This window comes from Variovorax sp. CF079 (assembly GCF_900101545.1).
Taxonomy (GTDB): domain Bacteria; phylum Pseudomonadota; class Gammaproteobacteria; order Burkholderiales; family Burkholderiaceae_C; genus Variovorax.
In genome coordinates this window covers 1-15,765 of record NZ_FMZU01000002.1, presented here as the reverse complement: position 1 = coordinate 15,765, position 15,765 = coordinate 1, and the positions used below count along the sequence as shown (strand labels likewise).

11 protein-coding genes and 1 pseudogene are annotated in these 15,765 nt (G+C 66.1%); 5 read left to right on the top strand and 7 right to left on the bottom strand.

The window, feature by feature from the left end:
- Nucleotides 1-157: 157 nt before the first annotated feature.
- Together BLS74_RS02460 and BLS74_RS02455 are read right to left on the bottom strand one after the other, a co-directional pair.
- Nucleotides 158-1,372, bottom strand: a complete 1,215-nt coding sequence (locus tag BLS74_RS02460) for an alpha-hydroxy acid oxidase (protein ID WP_093102707.1) — start codon at nt 1,370-1,372, stop codon at nt 158-160.
- 92 nt (nt 1,373-1,464) lie between these two features.
- Entirely contained in the window at nt 1,465-2,271 is an 807-nt protein-coding gene (locus BLS74_RS02455; RefSeq protein ID WP_093102705.1) for an IclR family transcriptional regulator, read from the bottom strand.
- A gap of 98 nt (nt 2,272-2,369) precedes the next feature.
- On the opposite strand from BLS74_RS02455, the gene BLS74_RS02450 reads away from it, so the two are divergent.
- A complete protein-coding gene (locus BLS74_RS02450) occupies nt 2,370-3,344 on the top strand; it encodes a Bug family tripartite tricarboxylate transporter substrate binding protein (protein ID WP_244503723.1) in 975 nt (324 codons plus the stop codon).
- Nucleotides 3,345-3,365: 21 nt separating this feature from the next.
- On the opposite strand, the gene BLS74_RS34260 is transcribed toward BLS74_RS02450, so the two are convergent.
- Nucleotides 3,366-3,974, bottom strand: a complete 609-nt coding sequence (locus BLS74_RS34260; RefSeq protein WP_170855478.1) for a HAMP domain-containing protein — start codon at nt 3,972-3,974, stop codon at nt 3,366-3,368.
- A gap of 219 nt (nt 3,975-4,193) precedes the next feature.
- On the opposite strand from BLS74_RS34260, the gene BLS74_RS02440 reads away from it, so the two are divergent.
- Nucleotides 4,194-5,759: a phospholipase D-like domain-containing protein gene (locus tag BLS74_RS02440; protein ID WP_170855477.1), complete on the top strand. Its 1,566-nt coding sequence runs from the start codon at nt 4,194-4,196 to the stop codon at nt 5,757-5,759.
- Nucleotides 5,760-5,795: 36 nt separating this feature from the next.
- On the opposite strand, the gene BLS74_RS02435 is transcribed toward BLS74_RS02440, so the two are convergent.
- Complete coding sequence (locus tag BLS74_RS02435; RefSeq protein ID WP_093102701.1) at nt 5,796-7,280, bottom strand: cyclic nucleotide-binding domain-containing protein; 1,485 nt, start codon at nt 7,278-7,280, stop codon at nt 5,796-5,798.
- 74 nt (nt 7,281-7,354) lie between these two features.
- On the opposite strand from BLS74_RS02435, the gene BLS74_RS34255 reads away from it, so the two are divergent.
- Both BLS74_RS34255 and BLS74_RS33615 read left to right on the top strand, forming a co-directional pair.
- Entirely contained in the window at nt 7,355-7,606 is a 252-nt protein-coding gene (locus tag BLS74_RS34255) for a hypothetical protein (protein ID WP_170855476.1), read from the top strand.
- On the top strand, nt 7,603-9,309 hold the full coding sequence (locus tag BLS74_RS33615) for a cyclic nucleotide-binding and patatin-like phospholipase domain-containing protein (protein WP_170855475.1): 1,707 nt from the start codon (nt 7,603-7,605) through the stop codon (nt 9,307-9,309). Before BLS74_RS34255 ends, BLS74_RS33615 begins: the two co-directional genes overlap by 4 nt.
- Nucleotides 9,310-9,783: 474 nt before the next feature.
- On the opposite strand, the gene BLS74_RS02420 is transcribed toward BLS74_RS33615, so the two are convergent.
- The 3 genes and pseudogenes from BLS74_RS02420 to BLS74_RS02410 all read right to left on the bottom strand — a co-directional run bounded on the left by BLS74_RS02420 (nt 9,784) and on the right by BLS74_RS02410 (nt 14,497).
- A complete protein-coding gene (locus tag BLS74_RS02420; RefSeq protein ID WP_212733611.1) occupies nt 9,784-10,425 on the bottom strand; it encodes a MarR family winged helix-turn-helix transcriptional regulator in 642 nt (213 codons plus the stop codon).
- Nucleotides 10,426-11,178: 753 nt separating this feature from the next.
- The gene (locus BLS74_RS02415) at nt 11,179-12,597 is read right to left on the bottom strand and encodes an FAD-binding oxidoreductase (protein WP_093102696.1); all 1,419 of its coding nucleotides are present in this window, start codon (nt 12,595-12,597) and stop codon (nt 11,179-11,181) included.
- Nucleotides 12,598-13,076: 479 nt separating this feature from the next.
- Nucleotides 13,077-14,497: pseudogene (locus tag BLS74_RS02410) on the bottom strand (IS1182 family transposase).
- A gap of 516 nt (nt 14,498-15,013) precedes the next feature.
- On the opposite strand from BLS74_RS02410, the gene BLS74_RS02405 reads away from it, so the two are divergent.
- Nucleotides 15,014-15,436, top strand: coding sequence for a hypothetical protein (locus BLS74_RS02405; protein ID WP_093102695.1), 423 nt, complete (start codon nt 15,014-15,016; stop codon nt 15,434-15,436).
- The last annotated feature ends 329 nt before the right edge of the window (nt 15,437-15,765 follow it).

The following is a 15,765-nucleotide window of genomic DNA, read 5'->3' as shown; positions in this document are numbered from 1 at the left end:
CGCTGCGATGCTGGCTTCGTCGTCCCCGGCTGCGGTGCGAGCAGCCGACAAGTCGGGATACCGTTTCGACTTGCCCATGTGCGCAGGCGAGCCGCCAAAAGCCGGTCTCGTCGGTTTCGTTGCCCGCGCGAATGAGGCGGTCGAAGCAGTGTCTACGCTACACGGCGACCAATTGCTCCATGTTCAGATCCGCCAGCCTCTGCACGCCGAGCAGCGCCATGTCGCGGTGCACTTCGTCGCGCAGCAGCCCGACAGCATGCGCGACACCGGCCTGCCCACCTATGGCCGCTGCATAGGCCATGGGCCGCCCCACGAACACATGGTCCGCCCCCAGGGCGAGTGCCTTGAGCACATCAGTGCCGCGCCGCACGCCGCTATCCAGCATCAGCGCCATGGCGCCCTTGGCTTTGGCCGCCTCCGGCAACACCAGCAAGGGAGGTGCGGTGCCGTCGAGTTGCCGGCCGCCGTGGTTGGACAGGATCACGCCGTCCGCGCCCGCCTGTTCCGCGCGCTTCACATCGGTCGCGGAGATCAGCCCCTTGATCACCAACTTGCCGCGCCAGCGTTGGCGGATCAATGCCAGATGTTGCCAGCTCAGGTGATCGCGCAGGCCGAACTGCCGCACCACGCTGCGCGAGATGATGGGGACACCACGCCCGGCACCGGCGTTCTCGAAGTGCGGCATGCCGTGCTGCGCCAAGGTGCGGGCCAAGGTGCCCAGTAGCCAGTGCGGCCGCGTCATCCCGTCCCACGCCAGGCGCAGGCTGGGGCGCAGCGGCGTGGAGAAGCCGACCCGCACGTTGTTCTCGCGATTGGCCAGCGTGGCCGTGTCGACCGTCACGACCAGGGTCTTGAACCCTGCCTTGTCGACGCGCTCCAGCAGGCCTTCGATGTGCTCGGGCTCGCCAGGGGTGTAGGCCTGGAACCAGCCGCAGGTGGGGGCCGCCTGAGCGACGCGTTCCATGCGTGTCAGTGATGCGCCGCTAAGCACGTAGGGAATGCCGGCCGCCTCGGCCGCGCGCGCCATCACGACATCGCCGTCGAAGGCGAACAGCGCGCACAGGCCCATGGGCGCGATGCCGAACGGCGCCTTGTACGTCTGGCCCATCAGCTGACGGCTCTGCTCGCGTTCGGATACGTCCACCAGCACATTGGTGCGGAACATCCACTTGCGGAACGCCGCAGCGTTTGCCTGGAGGGTCACGTTGTCTTCAACGCCGCCTTGCAGGTAGCCGAAGATGGGGCGGGGCAGGATGCGGCGCGCGGCCGGCTCCAGATCGCCAAGGGAAAGAATGCTGCGTAGCCTGAGTGGCAGGTGGCGGCGCGCATTGGGCGCGGGGCCGAGTTGTTTCCGCGGTGGGTTTGTCGTCATGGGATTCCGTCGAGGACCTGCAATCGTGCAGGAAGCGCCCGGATTGGAATCCAGTCGGCCCCTGCCGGCAATCTGTTACGCAGAGCGTAACGTCAGGGGTGCCATGTGGCGCGCAGCGAGGTCGCGGAAACGCCTCCCAGCGCAATGCCCAGCTGCCGTGCCGCGGCCATCGTGATGGGCGCCAGCCGGCGCAGCACCGGCGTGGTCAGCCGCTCCACCGGCCCGGAAGTGCTGACCGCACCCAGCACCACACCGTGGGCACCCCGGACCGCTGCCGCCACGGCCGCTGCGCCCGTGGAGCGCTCTGCTCGAGCGTAATGGAACCCACGCCGCCGGATGCGTTCGTACAGATCGCCTGGCTCGCCCAGGGCGGCCAAGATGGCGCGGCCCGGTGCACCCAATTCCAAAGGCAGCAGTTCGCCCGAGCGCGGGTGGTCCGGCCTTGCGTTCGGTCCGTCGCAGCGCATGAGGCAGCTGCGCAGATTGCCTTCGTGCACGTAGAACGAAGAGCTTTCGCCGGTTTCCGCTGCCAGCCGGAGCAGGATGGGCTCGATGACCGAGCCCACGTCGAACTGCGCCTGATAGCGCGATCCGATCCAGCCAGCGAACGGCCCCAATCGCCAGGCGCTGTCCTCGCGCTGCACCAAAAAGCGCGTCAGTGCCAGCGTTCGCGCGAGCCGCAGCGCGGTGGGTTTGTGCATGCCGGTACGTCGCGCCATCTCGGTCAAGGTCAGGAACACCTCGTCCGCGCTATCAAAGGCCTGGAGCAATGACATGGCACGGATCACCGCCTGGATGTGGTCGCGTCCCGGCGCTTGCCCGGTGCCGGCCAGGCTCTTCGACGGCGGGCGGACAGCTGGCGCGGCTGGGGAGTTACGACTGCGGGTACTTTGGGCCATGGCCGGATGGTAGCTGTTACGCCTGTCGTAACACGTTGTCCCGGCTTGCAACTCGCACCATCATCCCGGCCCTGACAACTCCAGACAGAGACGAGGCCGTGAACATTCCCATGCATTTCAGCCGACGCCGCGTGCTCAGCGCGGCCGCACTGCTGCCCCTGGCCGCCAGGGCGCAGGCAAGCTATCCGAGCAAACCGATCCGGATGATCATCCCGTTCGCCGCTGGCGGCGCAACCGATGTCCTGGGACGCGATCTGGGCCAAGCGATGACGCAAAGCCTGGGCCAGTCCTTCGTCATCGAGAACATGGGCGGCGGCGCGGGCGTGCCGGCGCTCAACACGGTGGCGCGCGCTGCACCCGATGGCTACACCGTGATGTTCTGCGCGTCCGGCAACATCACGGCGCAGCCCCTGCTGAGCAAGAACCGCGTCGACATCCTGAGCCAGGTGGCGCCGGTTGGCTTGGTCGCATCCGCGCCGCATGTGCTCGTGGTGAACGGCAACGCGCCCTTCAAATCGGTCGCGGACCTGATCGCCTATGCCAAGGCCCACCCGGGCGAGCTGAACTTCGCCTCTGCCGGGGTTGGGGGCCTCGCCCACCTGGGCACCGAACTGTTCGCCAGGATGGCCGGCATCAAGGTTACGCACATTCCGTACAAGGGGGCAGCGCAGGTCAACACCGACCTGATGTCGGGCCAGATCCAGGCGATCTTCGGCACCATGCCTTCGTTCACCGGCTTGATTTCGCGTGGGGGGATACGAGCCATCGGCATCACCGCACCGAGCAAGGCCAGCCCGCTGAAGGGCCTGCCTCTGATTTCCCAGACCGTCCCGGGCTTCACCTACAGCACCTGGAATGCCATCTTTGCGCCCGCGCGCACCCCTGCAGCCCCTATCGCCAAGCTGTACGAAGCCATGCAGATTGCGGCGCGCAATCCCACGCTGGCCCATCGCTTCGACGAGCAGGGCGTGGACATCGCACTGGCGTCGCCTGAAGAACTGCGCAACCTCGTGCGCAAGGAATCGGTCATCTGGGACAAGGTGATCAAGGACGCCCGCATCGAACTGAACTGAAGAAGCGGTGGCGCCCGAAAGTTAAGTGCCGCGTTCCACGAAGGTCCAGTGTCGTTCCGCAGCAGCAAGTTCAAATGCCAAATGTCTCGCGGATCGCCCCTCGCGTTCGCGCAGGCCCCGGACCATGGCGTTGAAACCTTCGGCAACGGCGCCGATCTCGTCGTTTGAGACCACCCCGCAGCGCGCGTCCAGCCCACCGCGCTGCACTTGCGCCATGGCTGCCTGCACCTCGCTCAGCGGTCGTGCCACGCTTGCCGCGACCAGCAGGGCCAAGGCGACCGAAACCACGACCCCGCCAAGTGCGAGCACGATGATCACAAGATTGAGGTTGTGGATGATCGCCGCCGCTGTCGCCGCGTCGGCGGTCCGTAGCGCGTCGGCGCGCGTCAGCGCTGCCATCGACAGCACCGCCAGCGGCAGCAACCCGAGCAGCTGGAATGCCACGAGCATGCGCGTGCGCACACGCATCCGCGGCGCGCGCACAGCGCTCAGTTCGCCTCCTGGAATCAGGCGCGGCAGTTCGTCGCGCATCAGGCGTTCGCTGCCAAAGAAGACGATCGCGGCAACGAACGTGCCGAGCACGGCCAAGCTCCGAATGCGGGCACCGCGGGTCAAGGTTGAGGAGAACATGGTTTGGCGGATCCGGCACCGGTTTGGCGCCGCAGCAATTCTGCGGCCGCTGCCAGGCGCAGGATGGGTGCGGCAATCGACGCGCGCGGGTTCGAGATCGCGGGCGGCATGGGGTGCGTGCGGGCTGCTTGGACAAGCAGGACCTTCCGCTGCCCTGTGGATGGCGTCAGAATTGCGGCGAACGCTCGCTTCCAGGCGATGCGGTTCGGAACCGAAGCCATGAGACGCTGGTTGACCGCCCTCTTCGTGCTGCTGCTCGCCGGCTGCACAACGCTGCCGCCGCGCATCGCGCCGCCGACCAGCAGCGCCATCGCCGATGGCGGCGGCACGCCCCTCGGGCGCATTGCTGCGACGAGCCTGGCTGACGCACCCGGCGGCAGCTCGGGCTTCAGGCTGTTGCCCAGCGGCGAAATGGCCTTCGATGCGCGCCTCGCGCTGGCCGAGGCGGCCACACGCTCGATCGACGCGCAGTACTACCACATCCATGCCGATACCGCCGGCGCAGCGTTTCTGGCGGCGCTGCGCGATGCCGCGGTGCGCGGCGTGCGCGTGCGGCTGCTGGTGGACGACTACCACGCTGGCGATCTGTACCCCGCGCTGCGAGGGCTGGCCGCGTTCCCGAACGTCGAAGTGCGCCTCTTCAACCCGCTGCCGGAGCGCTACGGCACGCCGATCCGTCGCTTGCTGCTGTCGCTGCACGAGTTCACGCGCGTCAACCGTCGCATGCACAACAAGCTCTTCGTCGCCGACAACCAGTTCGCCGTCTATGGCGGGCGCAACATCGCCGACGAATATTTCACGCGCCACGGCGAGGCCAACTTCATCGACCTCGACGTCCTCTCCGCAGGCGCCGTCGTGCGCGACCTCTCGGCGAGCTTCGACCGCTACTGGAACAGCGAACAGGTGTGGGCGCTGGAGCAGAGGCTGCACGCTTTGGAACGCGCCTCGAAACCCGCCGAGCGGCGCGCCGACTTCGACCTGCGGCTGAAAGAATTCGCCGGCCCACCGCCGGTCGTGCCACCGCTGGACTACCTGCGCCAGAGCACGGTCCGCGTGCAGCTCGCGCAGGGTCGGTTGCAACTGCTGGCCGGCAGTGCCCGCGTGCACGACGACCCGCCCGACAAGGTGCTCCAACCCGTGGACACGAACAAGGCCAGCCCGGCGATGCGCGCCAAGCTCGACGTGATCGCCGCCGCGCGCGAGGAAGTGGTCGTCGTCAATCCTTACTTCCTGCCCGGCCCGGTCGGCCTGCGCATGATGGGCGAGGCCCAAAAGCGCGGCACGCGTGTGCTGATCGTCACCAACTCGCTCGGCTCCACCGACGAGCCCCTGGTGTACCGCGCCTACTCACGCTACCGCGCCGACATGCTGCGGCTGGGCGTGCAGCTGTACGAGTTCGGTCCCGAACTGGTCCAGCGGTCGAACACCTTCGGGGTCTTCGGCAAATCCACGCCGCGCCTGCACGCCAAGGTGGTGGGCGTGGACCGGCGCTGGATGGTGGTGGGCTCGGTCAACCTCGATCTTCGCTCGGCGGTGCTGAACACCGAGTTGGGCGTCACCATCGACTGCGCGGCGCTCACGCGTCAGGCGCTCGGCCTGCTGCGCGCCGATGCCTTCGCCAGCATGTACCGGCTCCAGCTTGGTGAAGACGGCCAGACGGTCGAATGGCATCTGCGCGACGACAGCGGCAAGACGCAGGTGCGGCACGACGAGCCGCACGCGAGCCTATGGCAAGGCATTTCGCTGTGGCTGCAATCGTTGTTCGTGTCCGAGAACGACTTGTAGCCGGCCCCGGCCAGGGTCCCTTGAATCCGAGGTTCATCAACGCGCGATGCGCACGATGCGCGCCGCGCCAATGGCCGTCACTGCCATCGCCTGCTTCGTATCGAAGAGGGCGGGCGCGCGCACGACGGTCGATGTGCCAACCTGCTCGACCTGCACGGTGCCCAGCAGCACGAGCAAGAGCTCGCCGGCGCTCACCTCGGCGCGCTCGCCGGCGGCCAGCGGCCGGTGCTGCCCCGCGTCGACGACCGCCAGCCGCGCCGCGCGCTCCATCGTCTTCCACGTCGGCAGGCCACGCACGCAGTCGTCGAAGCGCCGCGCCGCGAAGTTCTTCCAGAGGATCTCGCTCAGTTTCGGGTGCGCTTCGAGGATGGAGAACAACGCCGCGCGCGAAATCTGGATGAGCAGCGTGGCGGTGGCGGTGCGCAGCGTGGCACTGCGCCGTTCGCCGCTGAGCATGGCGATCTCGCCGAACATGTCGCCGCTGGCCAGCTCGTCGATGATGGCGTCTTCGCCTTCGCCTGCGCCCTCGCGATCGGCCAGCACATAGACGGCGCCGCGCGCAATCACGTAGAGCTCGTCGCCGGGGTCGCCGGCACGAAAGACGGTCCTTCCCGCGGGAAGCGCAACGATTTGCGCGCTGCGTGCCAGCGTGGCCAGGCTGGATGCGTCGAATGAGCCGAACAGTGCGGTCGCCTCGAGGCGCCGGACGACCTCGGCCGGGCGCAGCAACTGGCCGCCGATGGGCAGGCGGTACAGCATCGCCGTCAATCCCTCCCTGCGCCGCGCGTAGCGCTCGGCGAAGAAGGTCGAGATCATGTGCCAGAGGTTGTGCGGGTCGATCCTGACGAGGGTGACGAGTCCGTCGCCTTTGCCGTAGCCGGGGTTGGCCTCGATGAAGAAGCGCGCCGCGGGCTTGTCGCATTGGCGCCAGTAGTAGCGCTCGACCTCGGAGTCGCGCGTGATCCAGTGCACCTGGCGAGTAAGCGGGTTGTCGGAGGTCACGCGCTCGAGGCCGAACGAGTTCGCCAACTCGTCCATGACGTCGACCACGGCCGGCGGCGGCGGATGCCGGGTGCTCGGCCAGATCACGTCGAAGTGCTTGGCAAACAGGCAATAGCTCGAAGGGTGCACCAGCGAGCCGAGGTAGTAGACGCGCCGCCCGGGGTAGCGCAGCAGGTAAGGCACGCCGAGCTTGAGGCCGAAGCGTGTGTTGGTATTGCCACCCCGGTAAGCGCGCAGCATACCGGCCTCGGCACGAAAGATGGCGCTCGCCTTGCCGGCCAGTTCACGCTCGAAGATGTGCAGCGCGAAGTAGCCGACGATCTCGCCTGCGTGGTTGCGGTGCACGTTGATCCAGGTGTGCTCGGCCGGGGACTCGACCACGTACTTCGCGAACGAGTCGCGGCTGACGCCGTCAAACACCTCGCAATGGACCTTGTAGAGCGCATCGATGAACTCTTGCCGCGCGGCGGGGTCGAGCTTGGTCGGGACGACGATGGCGGATTTGGCGATCTTCGGCATGGGTGTCGGGCGCGCTGCGGACCACCCGTCGAACCGCCGGGAATCCGAAGGCCGGCGGGTTGCACGCGTGGCGGATGGGACGAACGATTTTGCCCCACGGCACGCCCGACCCGATCACCGAGGCGCCCTCGCGCCGCGGCATACTGGCGGCCATGCTCGCCGAACCGCCGCCCCTTTGCAGCCGCCGGACGCTTCCGGCCGAGGCGCTCGCAGTCCTCGCCGAAGGTTGCGGGTTCCTGCTGCTCGGCGTGCTCGCCGCGCCGATTGCCCTGCCGATCGAGAACGTCGCGCGCCGGGACGCCCTGGTGCCCGGCCTGGCGCGATGACGCCTGCGCTCGCCCTGCACCCGCTGTTCGCCGGCATTTCGTCCGAGGCGCTCGCCTCCCTTGAACGATACCTGCAAACGCGTCGCTTCGAAGCGGGCGACATCATCCTGCGCGCCGGCGTGCCGTCGGCCGAGCTGTTCGGGCTGATCGACGGCGCTGTGCGCGTCGAGCTGGCCGGGGGTGGCCGGCGGCTACTGCTGTTGCCGCCCCAGTGCTTCGGCGAGCTGTCGGCGCTGACCGGCGATCCGGTCTCGGCCAACGTCGTCGCCCAGCGCGATGTGCGAACCTGGGTCCTCTCGGCCCCCGTTCTCTTAGAGGCGATGGCGCAGGAGGTCGCGTTCTTCCGCAACGTCGCGACCTTGCTGGGGCTGCGCCTTCGCGAGCGGACGCGCCGTGCGCCGGCGGCGCGGCCGCGCGTCGTGCTGGTGCCGACGGAGGAGGAAGGCGCCCCGATCCTGCTGGCGGCGCTTGCCCGCGGTTTGCAGCACTACGCGCCCGGCTCCGAGCACGACGAGTCGCACGACGACGCGGCAAGCGGCGCGCAGCGCATTCGCCGCTGGCGGGACGTTGGGCCGAGCGACGCAGTGCTGCTGCTCGGTACCGGCCAGGCCGGCAGCGCGGCGTTGCTGGCGGAGCTCGATGCCGATGACGCGTTGCTGGTCACCGCAGACGATCTGCGCCGCCTCCCGGATACGCACGCCGCCCCTGTCGTCTGGCGCCCGGGTGCGCTCTCCGGGGCGGCGGCACTGCAGCGCTGGTGCCACGCGGTGCCGCGCGACGAGATCGACGCTGCGGCATCGGGCGGCGAGTGGTCGCGGGCGCGCCAGCCGGCGCTCGATCACCTCGTGCGGCGGCTTTGCGGCCGGGAGGTGGGCGTGGCCATGAGCGTGGGCGCGGCTGCCGGGCTGGCGCACCTGGGGGTGCTCGAGGTCCTGGAAAGCGACGGGCTGCCGATCGACTTCCTTTGCGGCTCGAGCATGGGGGGTGCCGTGGCACTGGCCTTTGCCCGATTCGGCAGCGCGCGCGCGGCGACCGAGAACGTCCTGCGCGTGGTCGCGGACTTCGCGCGCGCCAGGGGCATGCAATGGCTGCCACGCGCCTCGCTCATCTCCGCATCGCGCATGACGACGCTCACCCGCGAGCTGTATGGCGATGCCACGTTTGCGCAGTTGCGGTTGCCGGTCGCGGTCGTCGCGGCCGACCTGACGATGGGCAAGCGTGCCGTGCTCGACAGCGGCGCCGTGGCGCCGGCGGCACGGGCCACGGCGGCGATCCCGGGGGTGTTCGCCGCGGTCCGGCTCGGCGACTCGGTACTCGTCGACGGTGCGGTCGTGTCGCGCCTGCCGGTCGACCTGCTCGCCGCGCGCGGCTGCGGCTTCAGGCTCGCCGCGCTGGTCCGACCCACCTATCCCGAGGCGCCCCCCGATGCTGCGCGCGCCGCCGATCGCTTCGAACAGCGACTGCGTCGCCCGTTCGGCCTGCGCGCCGCGATGGGCGGTGCCTGGCGCTTGCAGGGCTGGTGGGACGCCGCCGCCCAGGCCGATCGCGCCGACCTGTCGCTGACCGTTCCGATCCCGGTCGGCGAAGGCTTCAACTTTGCGGCGGCCGAAGCCATGGTCGATTGTGGCCGACGCACGGCGCTGGAGCGTCTGCCGCAGATCCGCCTGGCGATGCAGCAGGTGCTGGCGCCAGGGGTGCCTTGACAATACGCAGCCGGGCGTGGGTCACCAGCACCCAGTAGTTGACCTGCGCCATAGACCGGTCAACCTCAACAAAGCTTCCGGGCAAAGTTGCCTTGATCGCCGGCAGGCAAGCCGGAGCAAACAGTAGCCCGACGGCAGTGAGCGTCCATAGGTCGTCTGTAGCTACCCTGCGAACGCAGGCGACATCACTGCCGCGTCCGATCACGACGGGAAGCTGTTCAGAGTCGATCCAACGAAGTACGAGCATGGACACGCCGCTACGTTGAGGCTCCTGCCTGATCGAACCGTCAAGTGGGTGCCGCAATTCGTGACATCTTGCCGAGTCACTCGGGTTCGTTCTGATTCCCTCTCTTCAGGATGCGAAGCTCGGTGCCAATTGGGAGCCTCTCAGGTCTGCCAAGCGCTCTTCAGGAGCGACGAGACTGCCGAAGTTCCTCGTGGCTCGCTCTCTGTCGCGGCGGACGCAGCTCGGATTCAAGGCGATCGGCGGAAGGTCGGGGCGCCGGGTTCAGGACCCAACTCTGGCGCATTGCCGGTCATCATCTGGCTGAGCAGCTTCGATAGCGTATCGCGCTGCGACGCATCGAACATCCGCAACAGATGCAACTCCGCCGCGGCATGCCGAGGCATCGCTTCGTCGGCCAGACGAACCCCCTTGGGCGTGAGCTTGACCAGAACTCCGCGGCCGTCGTTCGGATCGATCGACCGCTTGATCCAGCCCTCCCTCTCCAGCCGTTTCAAGAGGTTTGACAGCCCGCCCGAGGTGAACAGCAATGTGGCCTGCAGGCGCGAGGGCGACAGCCTGTAGGGCGCACCCGCCACGCGCAGCGTGGCCAGCACCGCGTACTCCTGGTACTTCAGACCAAAAGGCTCCAGCACGAGATTGAGCGTGCGCAGCACCACTTCTTCCAGCCGCAGCAACCGTCCAACCACGGCCTTGCCGCTGCTGTCGATATCTGGCCTCTCGCGCTGCCACTGCCGAATGCCGCGCTCCACCAGGTCGCCGCCCTCCGCCACCATCTCAGGGTCCGTTTGGCGCAAAGCGACCAAATCGTCGCGATGCGTCGCATCGCCTTGAGGCGGACGTCGATTCGATGCTTCATCCTTGTGCGGCATGGCGTGTTTTGTAGCGGAGATCGCGGTCTCAGCACTCTCGAAACCGCGCCGGCATGAGCAGGATCGCCTGGCTGTAGGCAGCTTCATCAACAGTCTGATATGAACGATCAACTATTAATAGCTAAGCTAAGCTAAGCTAATTCGAAGCGATGGCCGATCTGCAGCGGTTCCTGTCTCTCGCGGCCGCTAGGCGAACTCACGCTGTGATGCCGATTTCAGTCATTCAGGTGCCGCCGAAATTTCAGAATCGGCGACCGGTTCCGAAGCGGTGCAGACATAGACGGTCGAGGGCGCTCAAGTGGCAGCGCGATCCCGCTATCGAAGGCCGATCGAGCGTCCGCTCGTCAGGCCGCGGAAGTGGCAGTCCGGGCCCGTTGCGGTCTTTCAGTATCAAGAGAAGCTGACCTTCGTCAAAGTTACTGACGGCCACCAACTGCCGGTCGCGACCGACGGCTTGGCGACCGACAAGGGATGATCGCCGCCATCTTCGATGCCCCGGCGATTGAGCGCATCGACGAGGACCTGCGCTTGCGGCCCAGCTGACCTGCCCGACGGGCCCGCTCGCGCTCGCGTAGGGCCGCCGCGACTTGGGTCTCCGAGAACTTCGACTTCTTCACTGCCATCTCTCCCCTCCCGGAGGTGGCCCGGGAAGGTCGAAACTTAGCGGTTCAGAAGTCGTCCAGAATTTGGCAGGCAGCTCAACTACGCATACCCGGCAAGACCGGCTCGACTCGTGGTGCTGCCGAGTGCCAGCTACTTGTTGGCTTCATACTGCCATGCACCCACCTTGAAGACGTTGTCGGGATCGTGCTTTTCCTTCAGAGCCCGCAACCGTTTCATGGTGTCCTGCGGGAACACGCCCAGCATTTCCGCTTCGCTCTCCGGCATGGCGTTGTTCAAATACGTGGTCACATGAAAGCGGCTCAGCTTCGCCACGAACGCGTCGCACCACTTCTTGCTCGCCGCTCGTTTCGAGACGTCGTCGTCCGCCCAGCTGGTGATGCAGGAGCACCAGAGGCGCCCCTGGCGACCTGCAAATGAAGTGGAGGCCGGATCAGCCCTGCCCACCGCTCCATTGACCTCCATGAAGAGGATGAACGTGGAAAGCTTCGAGGCAAACTCGGGCTGTTCGCTCCAGTGCTTCACGACCCCATCCACGATGCTGTTCAACGCGCCGGAGTCGCGGGGATCCCAGTCGATGAACACGCCCTTGTCCCAGTAGTTGGCGTTGAAGGGGAAGCATCCGTCCAGCGCCGCCTGAAGGGCCGTGTAGGGCAGCTGCGCGTCCTGCCGCACCAGGGCCCCGCCGCCGAACGCCGCCAACTCGTCGCATGCGGCCTTGGCCGCGTCTTCGGTCTCGCCGACGATCAGCGGGACCACACCGCACACCGGTTGACCATCAGGGGCGTGCATCAACACGAACTGAAGCGTTTCCGTGTCCTTGCGGTCGGCCCGGGCGATCCGCCCCATCCATGACGCCATCACGTCCCTCGCCCGGTCCACCGGCCACAAGATCGGGGCGCTGCGGATGATTCCGCCATTGGGCATGTCGCGCAGCTGGACGACGAATTCGGTGACGATGCCGAAGCTGGCTCCGTTGCCGCGCATGCCCCAGAACAGCTCCGGGTGCGTGGCCGCGTTCACGCGGACGACCTGTCCCGCGGCGGTGACCATCTCGTAGCCGACGATGCTGTCGACGACCGGCCCCAACCAGCGGCTCAGGTGACCCAGGCCGCCTCCGAGCGCGACCCCCGCGAATCCGGTGTGGGAGACCGAGCCGGTCACACATACCAGGTTGTGCAGGGCCGTCTCATGATCGATGTCGCCCCCATCGGCACCCGCCTGGATGAACGCCAGCTTCTTCTCGGGGTCGACCCTGACGGCGGTCATCTTCATCAGGTCGATCACCACGGCGTCGTTGGCCATGCCGTAGGGCGAATGCGCGCCCTTTCCTCGCACCGCGATCGGGATCTTGTTCGAGCGACAGTAGTCAACCGTCGTCACGATGTCCCGCACACCCGAGACGACGGCGAAGCCCAGCGGGTTCGCTCGCGAGTTCAGGTCCCGGTTCCACCCGCGCAAGCGCGCAGCGGTGAAAGCGTCCTTGTCGTCCCGTGTGATCAGCGCTCCGCGGAGCGTGGCTTTGAGGCCAGCTAGTGGATCTTCTGCCATGGTGTTGGTCCTGACATGATCAAATGCCGCTTGTGTGCGGCGGGGTTCCCAACTTACCGGTACGCAAAGCAATGGGCAAGCCCTTCAATCCGATGCCCCCTGAGCCGACGAACTCGGCGACGATGACTTCATGGTGCGCCGGCGCTGCGGTGGACTACGGCGGCGAGTTGAAGATCATTGCTGCGATCGTCGAGCTGCAGGTGATGCAGCGCGCGTGAAGGCACAGCAGCGGGCAAGTCGTCCACGGTCAGCTTTCGGGCGCTGAACCTTGAGGCTGCTCTGGGTCGTGGGCGGCGTCGAGCGGCTGCTTCTATGAGGACTTGTTTGTCAAGCCTTTTTGATCAACGAATCGATGGGCGGTAGTTCATGGCGGCACCTGCGTGTTGCTGAGCGGGTGAGGCAGTGGCGTGGCATGGGTGATGCATCCTGATCCAAGGTCGGGGTATGGCGAGCGTTCGAGCCAGTGCTCGGACGAACTTCTATCCGTGCAGGGCGTGCAAGCCCTGCACCTCATGCTGCATGCGCGCGAGCGCACTGACGTGCAGGCTCATCTCGGTGCTGACGTGCGTCAGCGTCTTGGTCAGGAAGTGGGTTGATCCCATCCAGTGCTTGAGCGTGCCGAACACGTGCTCCACGGTGCTTCTTCGCAGCGTCATTGCGTCAGGGTTGCGATCCAGACGTTGCTGAACGCGCTCCAGCACAGCTTCATGCTCCCATCGGCGGATGCGCCGGTACTTGCTGGTCGTGCATTGGTCCTTCAGCGTGCACCGGGGACAGTTGCTGCTCCAATAAACATGCACATCGAGCTTGTCCTCGATCGTCTCGAAGCGGTGGATCGCCCGCTCGCCCGCCGGGCACTGGTACTCGTCATCCTTCGCGATATAGATGAAGTCGCTCTTGTCGAATCGGCCCTCAGCCTTGGCGTTCGATGTCATCGGCTTGGGCACGAAGGTCGTGATGCCGGCGTCCTCGCACACCTTGAGCTCCGGGCCGCTGAAGTAGCCGCGGTCGGCGAAGGCTTTCAGCTTGTCCTTGCCCATCGCCTCGCGCGCGGCCTTCGCCATCTTGCTCAACTGAGCACGGTCGTTGCCAGCGTTCGTCACTTCGTGCGAGACGATCAGGTGGTGCTTGGCATCGACCGCCGTCTGCACGTTGTAGCCACCAGGCCCGAGCCCTTGGCCTGGGAGTTCATCGAGCGCGCGTCGGGATCGGTGGTCGAGAGCTGCTCGTCGGGCTCGTGCTTCAGCTGTTCCTTGGTTTTGTCGAGCTGGCGCATCTGCTCGCGCAGCTTCTTGATCTTGTCCGTCAGTCGCTCGGTCTTAGCCTCGACCTCTGCGGCCTGCGTGCGATCGGCGGTCTCCATGGCGTCGAGGTAGCGCTGGATACTCTGCTCGATCTGCTGCTTGCGCCTGTCGATCTTGCCAGCCGTGAAGTTGCGATCGCGACTGTTGACGGCCTTGAATTTGCTCCCATCGACGGCCACGATGGCTTGAGAGAACAGCTTGAGTTCGCGGCACATGCCGATGAAGCGTCGGCAGACGTTGCGGATGCCTGTTGCGTTGTCGTGGCGGAAGTCGGCGATGGTCTTGAAGTCCGGCGCCAGCCGGCCCGTCAGCCACATCAGTTCAACGTTGCGTTGCGCTTCGCGCTCAAGGCGCCGGCTCGACTGGATGCGATTGAGGTAGCCGTAGATGTACAGCTTCAGAAGGACGGCTGGGTGGTACGAAGGGCGACCGGTTGCCGCGGGATCGACGCCTTCGAAGCCCAGTGCATAGAGATCCAACTCCTCGACGAAAGCATCGACGACTCGCACCGGGTTATCTTCACCGATATAGTCGTCAAGGCACTCTGGCAGCAGAGTGACCTGCTGACGGTCCTCGCCTTCGATGAATCGCTTCATGGGCCACCTCGCTCAGACGGGTTGGCTCTATATAGGCGACCATCAAAGATGTTTCCACACAGCCTCGGCCATGACCGGACGCTCACAAGCTCGCAAGAACTTGTGCGCCATCCCAGATATGCCAACCGCATGGGTCCTACCAACGGCGCGGACCCCCTGGTTTCGGCGCCCGTCAAGGCCTTGTAGCGCTCCGTTACCACCCGAACAACGCGATTCGAAACTGACGAAAGCAGCCTCAAAAAGCCCCACTTTTCCTCAGCTTGTTCACAGCCTTATCCACAGGCCCAAGCGCTTTCCGGCCCGGCCGGCATCAATAATGGATGCACGGCCCCGAGCCCGCACGCCACCCTCCCCAGCTCGGAGGAGCGGGCGCCCTCCCGGCTAGGTGAAATCCGCCGCCACAGCAGTGATTCCCGATGCGACGCGGCCCTTGTATTGACCCAGGACAGCGCCCGCGGCAGCAGCGACCCAAGCCGATCCGCAGCATCGAGCCCCGTCCGCCACTGAAAGATCACCATGAAGCAGCCTGCGACCCCGAAAAAGCTCGACCCGAAACTCCAGGCCCCGTCGGGCGAGCTGCTGGCGCTCATTCAGAACGCCTACAGCCAGCTCATCAAGGACATGAGGAAGTTGGGCGGCGGCCTGGTGTCGGAGTTGGACCTCACCGTCACCTTCAAGAGCCAAGCGGGCGTGCACCACTACCTACCGCTGCTGGCGGATTCGACGATCAGCCGGCGCAAGAAGAAGGAGCCGGGCCAGAAGCTGCTGGCCTCCGTGCAGCGCCAGGGCATGGCGTTCTGCGACTGCCTTCTGGAGTTCGGCGAAGAGAAGATCGAACGCATCTACCTGATCGCGCGCTACGCGAACGGCAACGCCTTCACTTACGAGAAGTGCGTGCCGGAGGAGGCGGTAGCGCTGGAAGACGACGAGGACGATTGAGCGCGCCTCTGGGCTCGAACTGTGCGGGCCGGCCGGCACTCGCCGCTACTTTGTCGACGGCGAGCCTCAAGGTGCTGTTAGAGCACGTTGACCTTCTCGTATCTCGCTGAATGCAGCGCCGAGTTCGCTCCCGTATATGCCAGAGTTCGCGATTCCCTTCGACCGCTATAAGACGGGAGTCGGCCATCACCAGCCGTTCATGTGGATGCCATAAAGATGCTATGTGGGACTACCCGAGCGAGACCCGCTTAGCTAAAACGGGATTTCCTCAACCTCTTGGCAAAGGAGATGGAAATGTCGACAACCCAGACAGCCCCACAGGTCAAGGA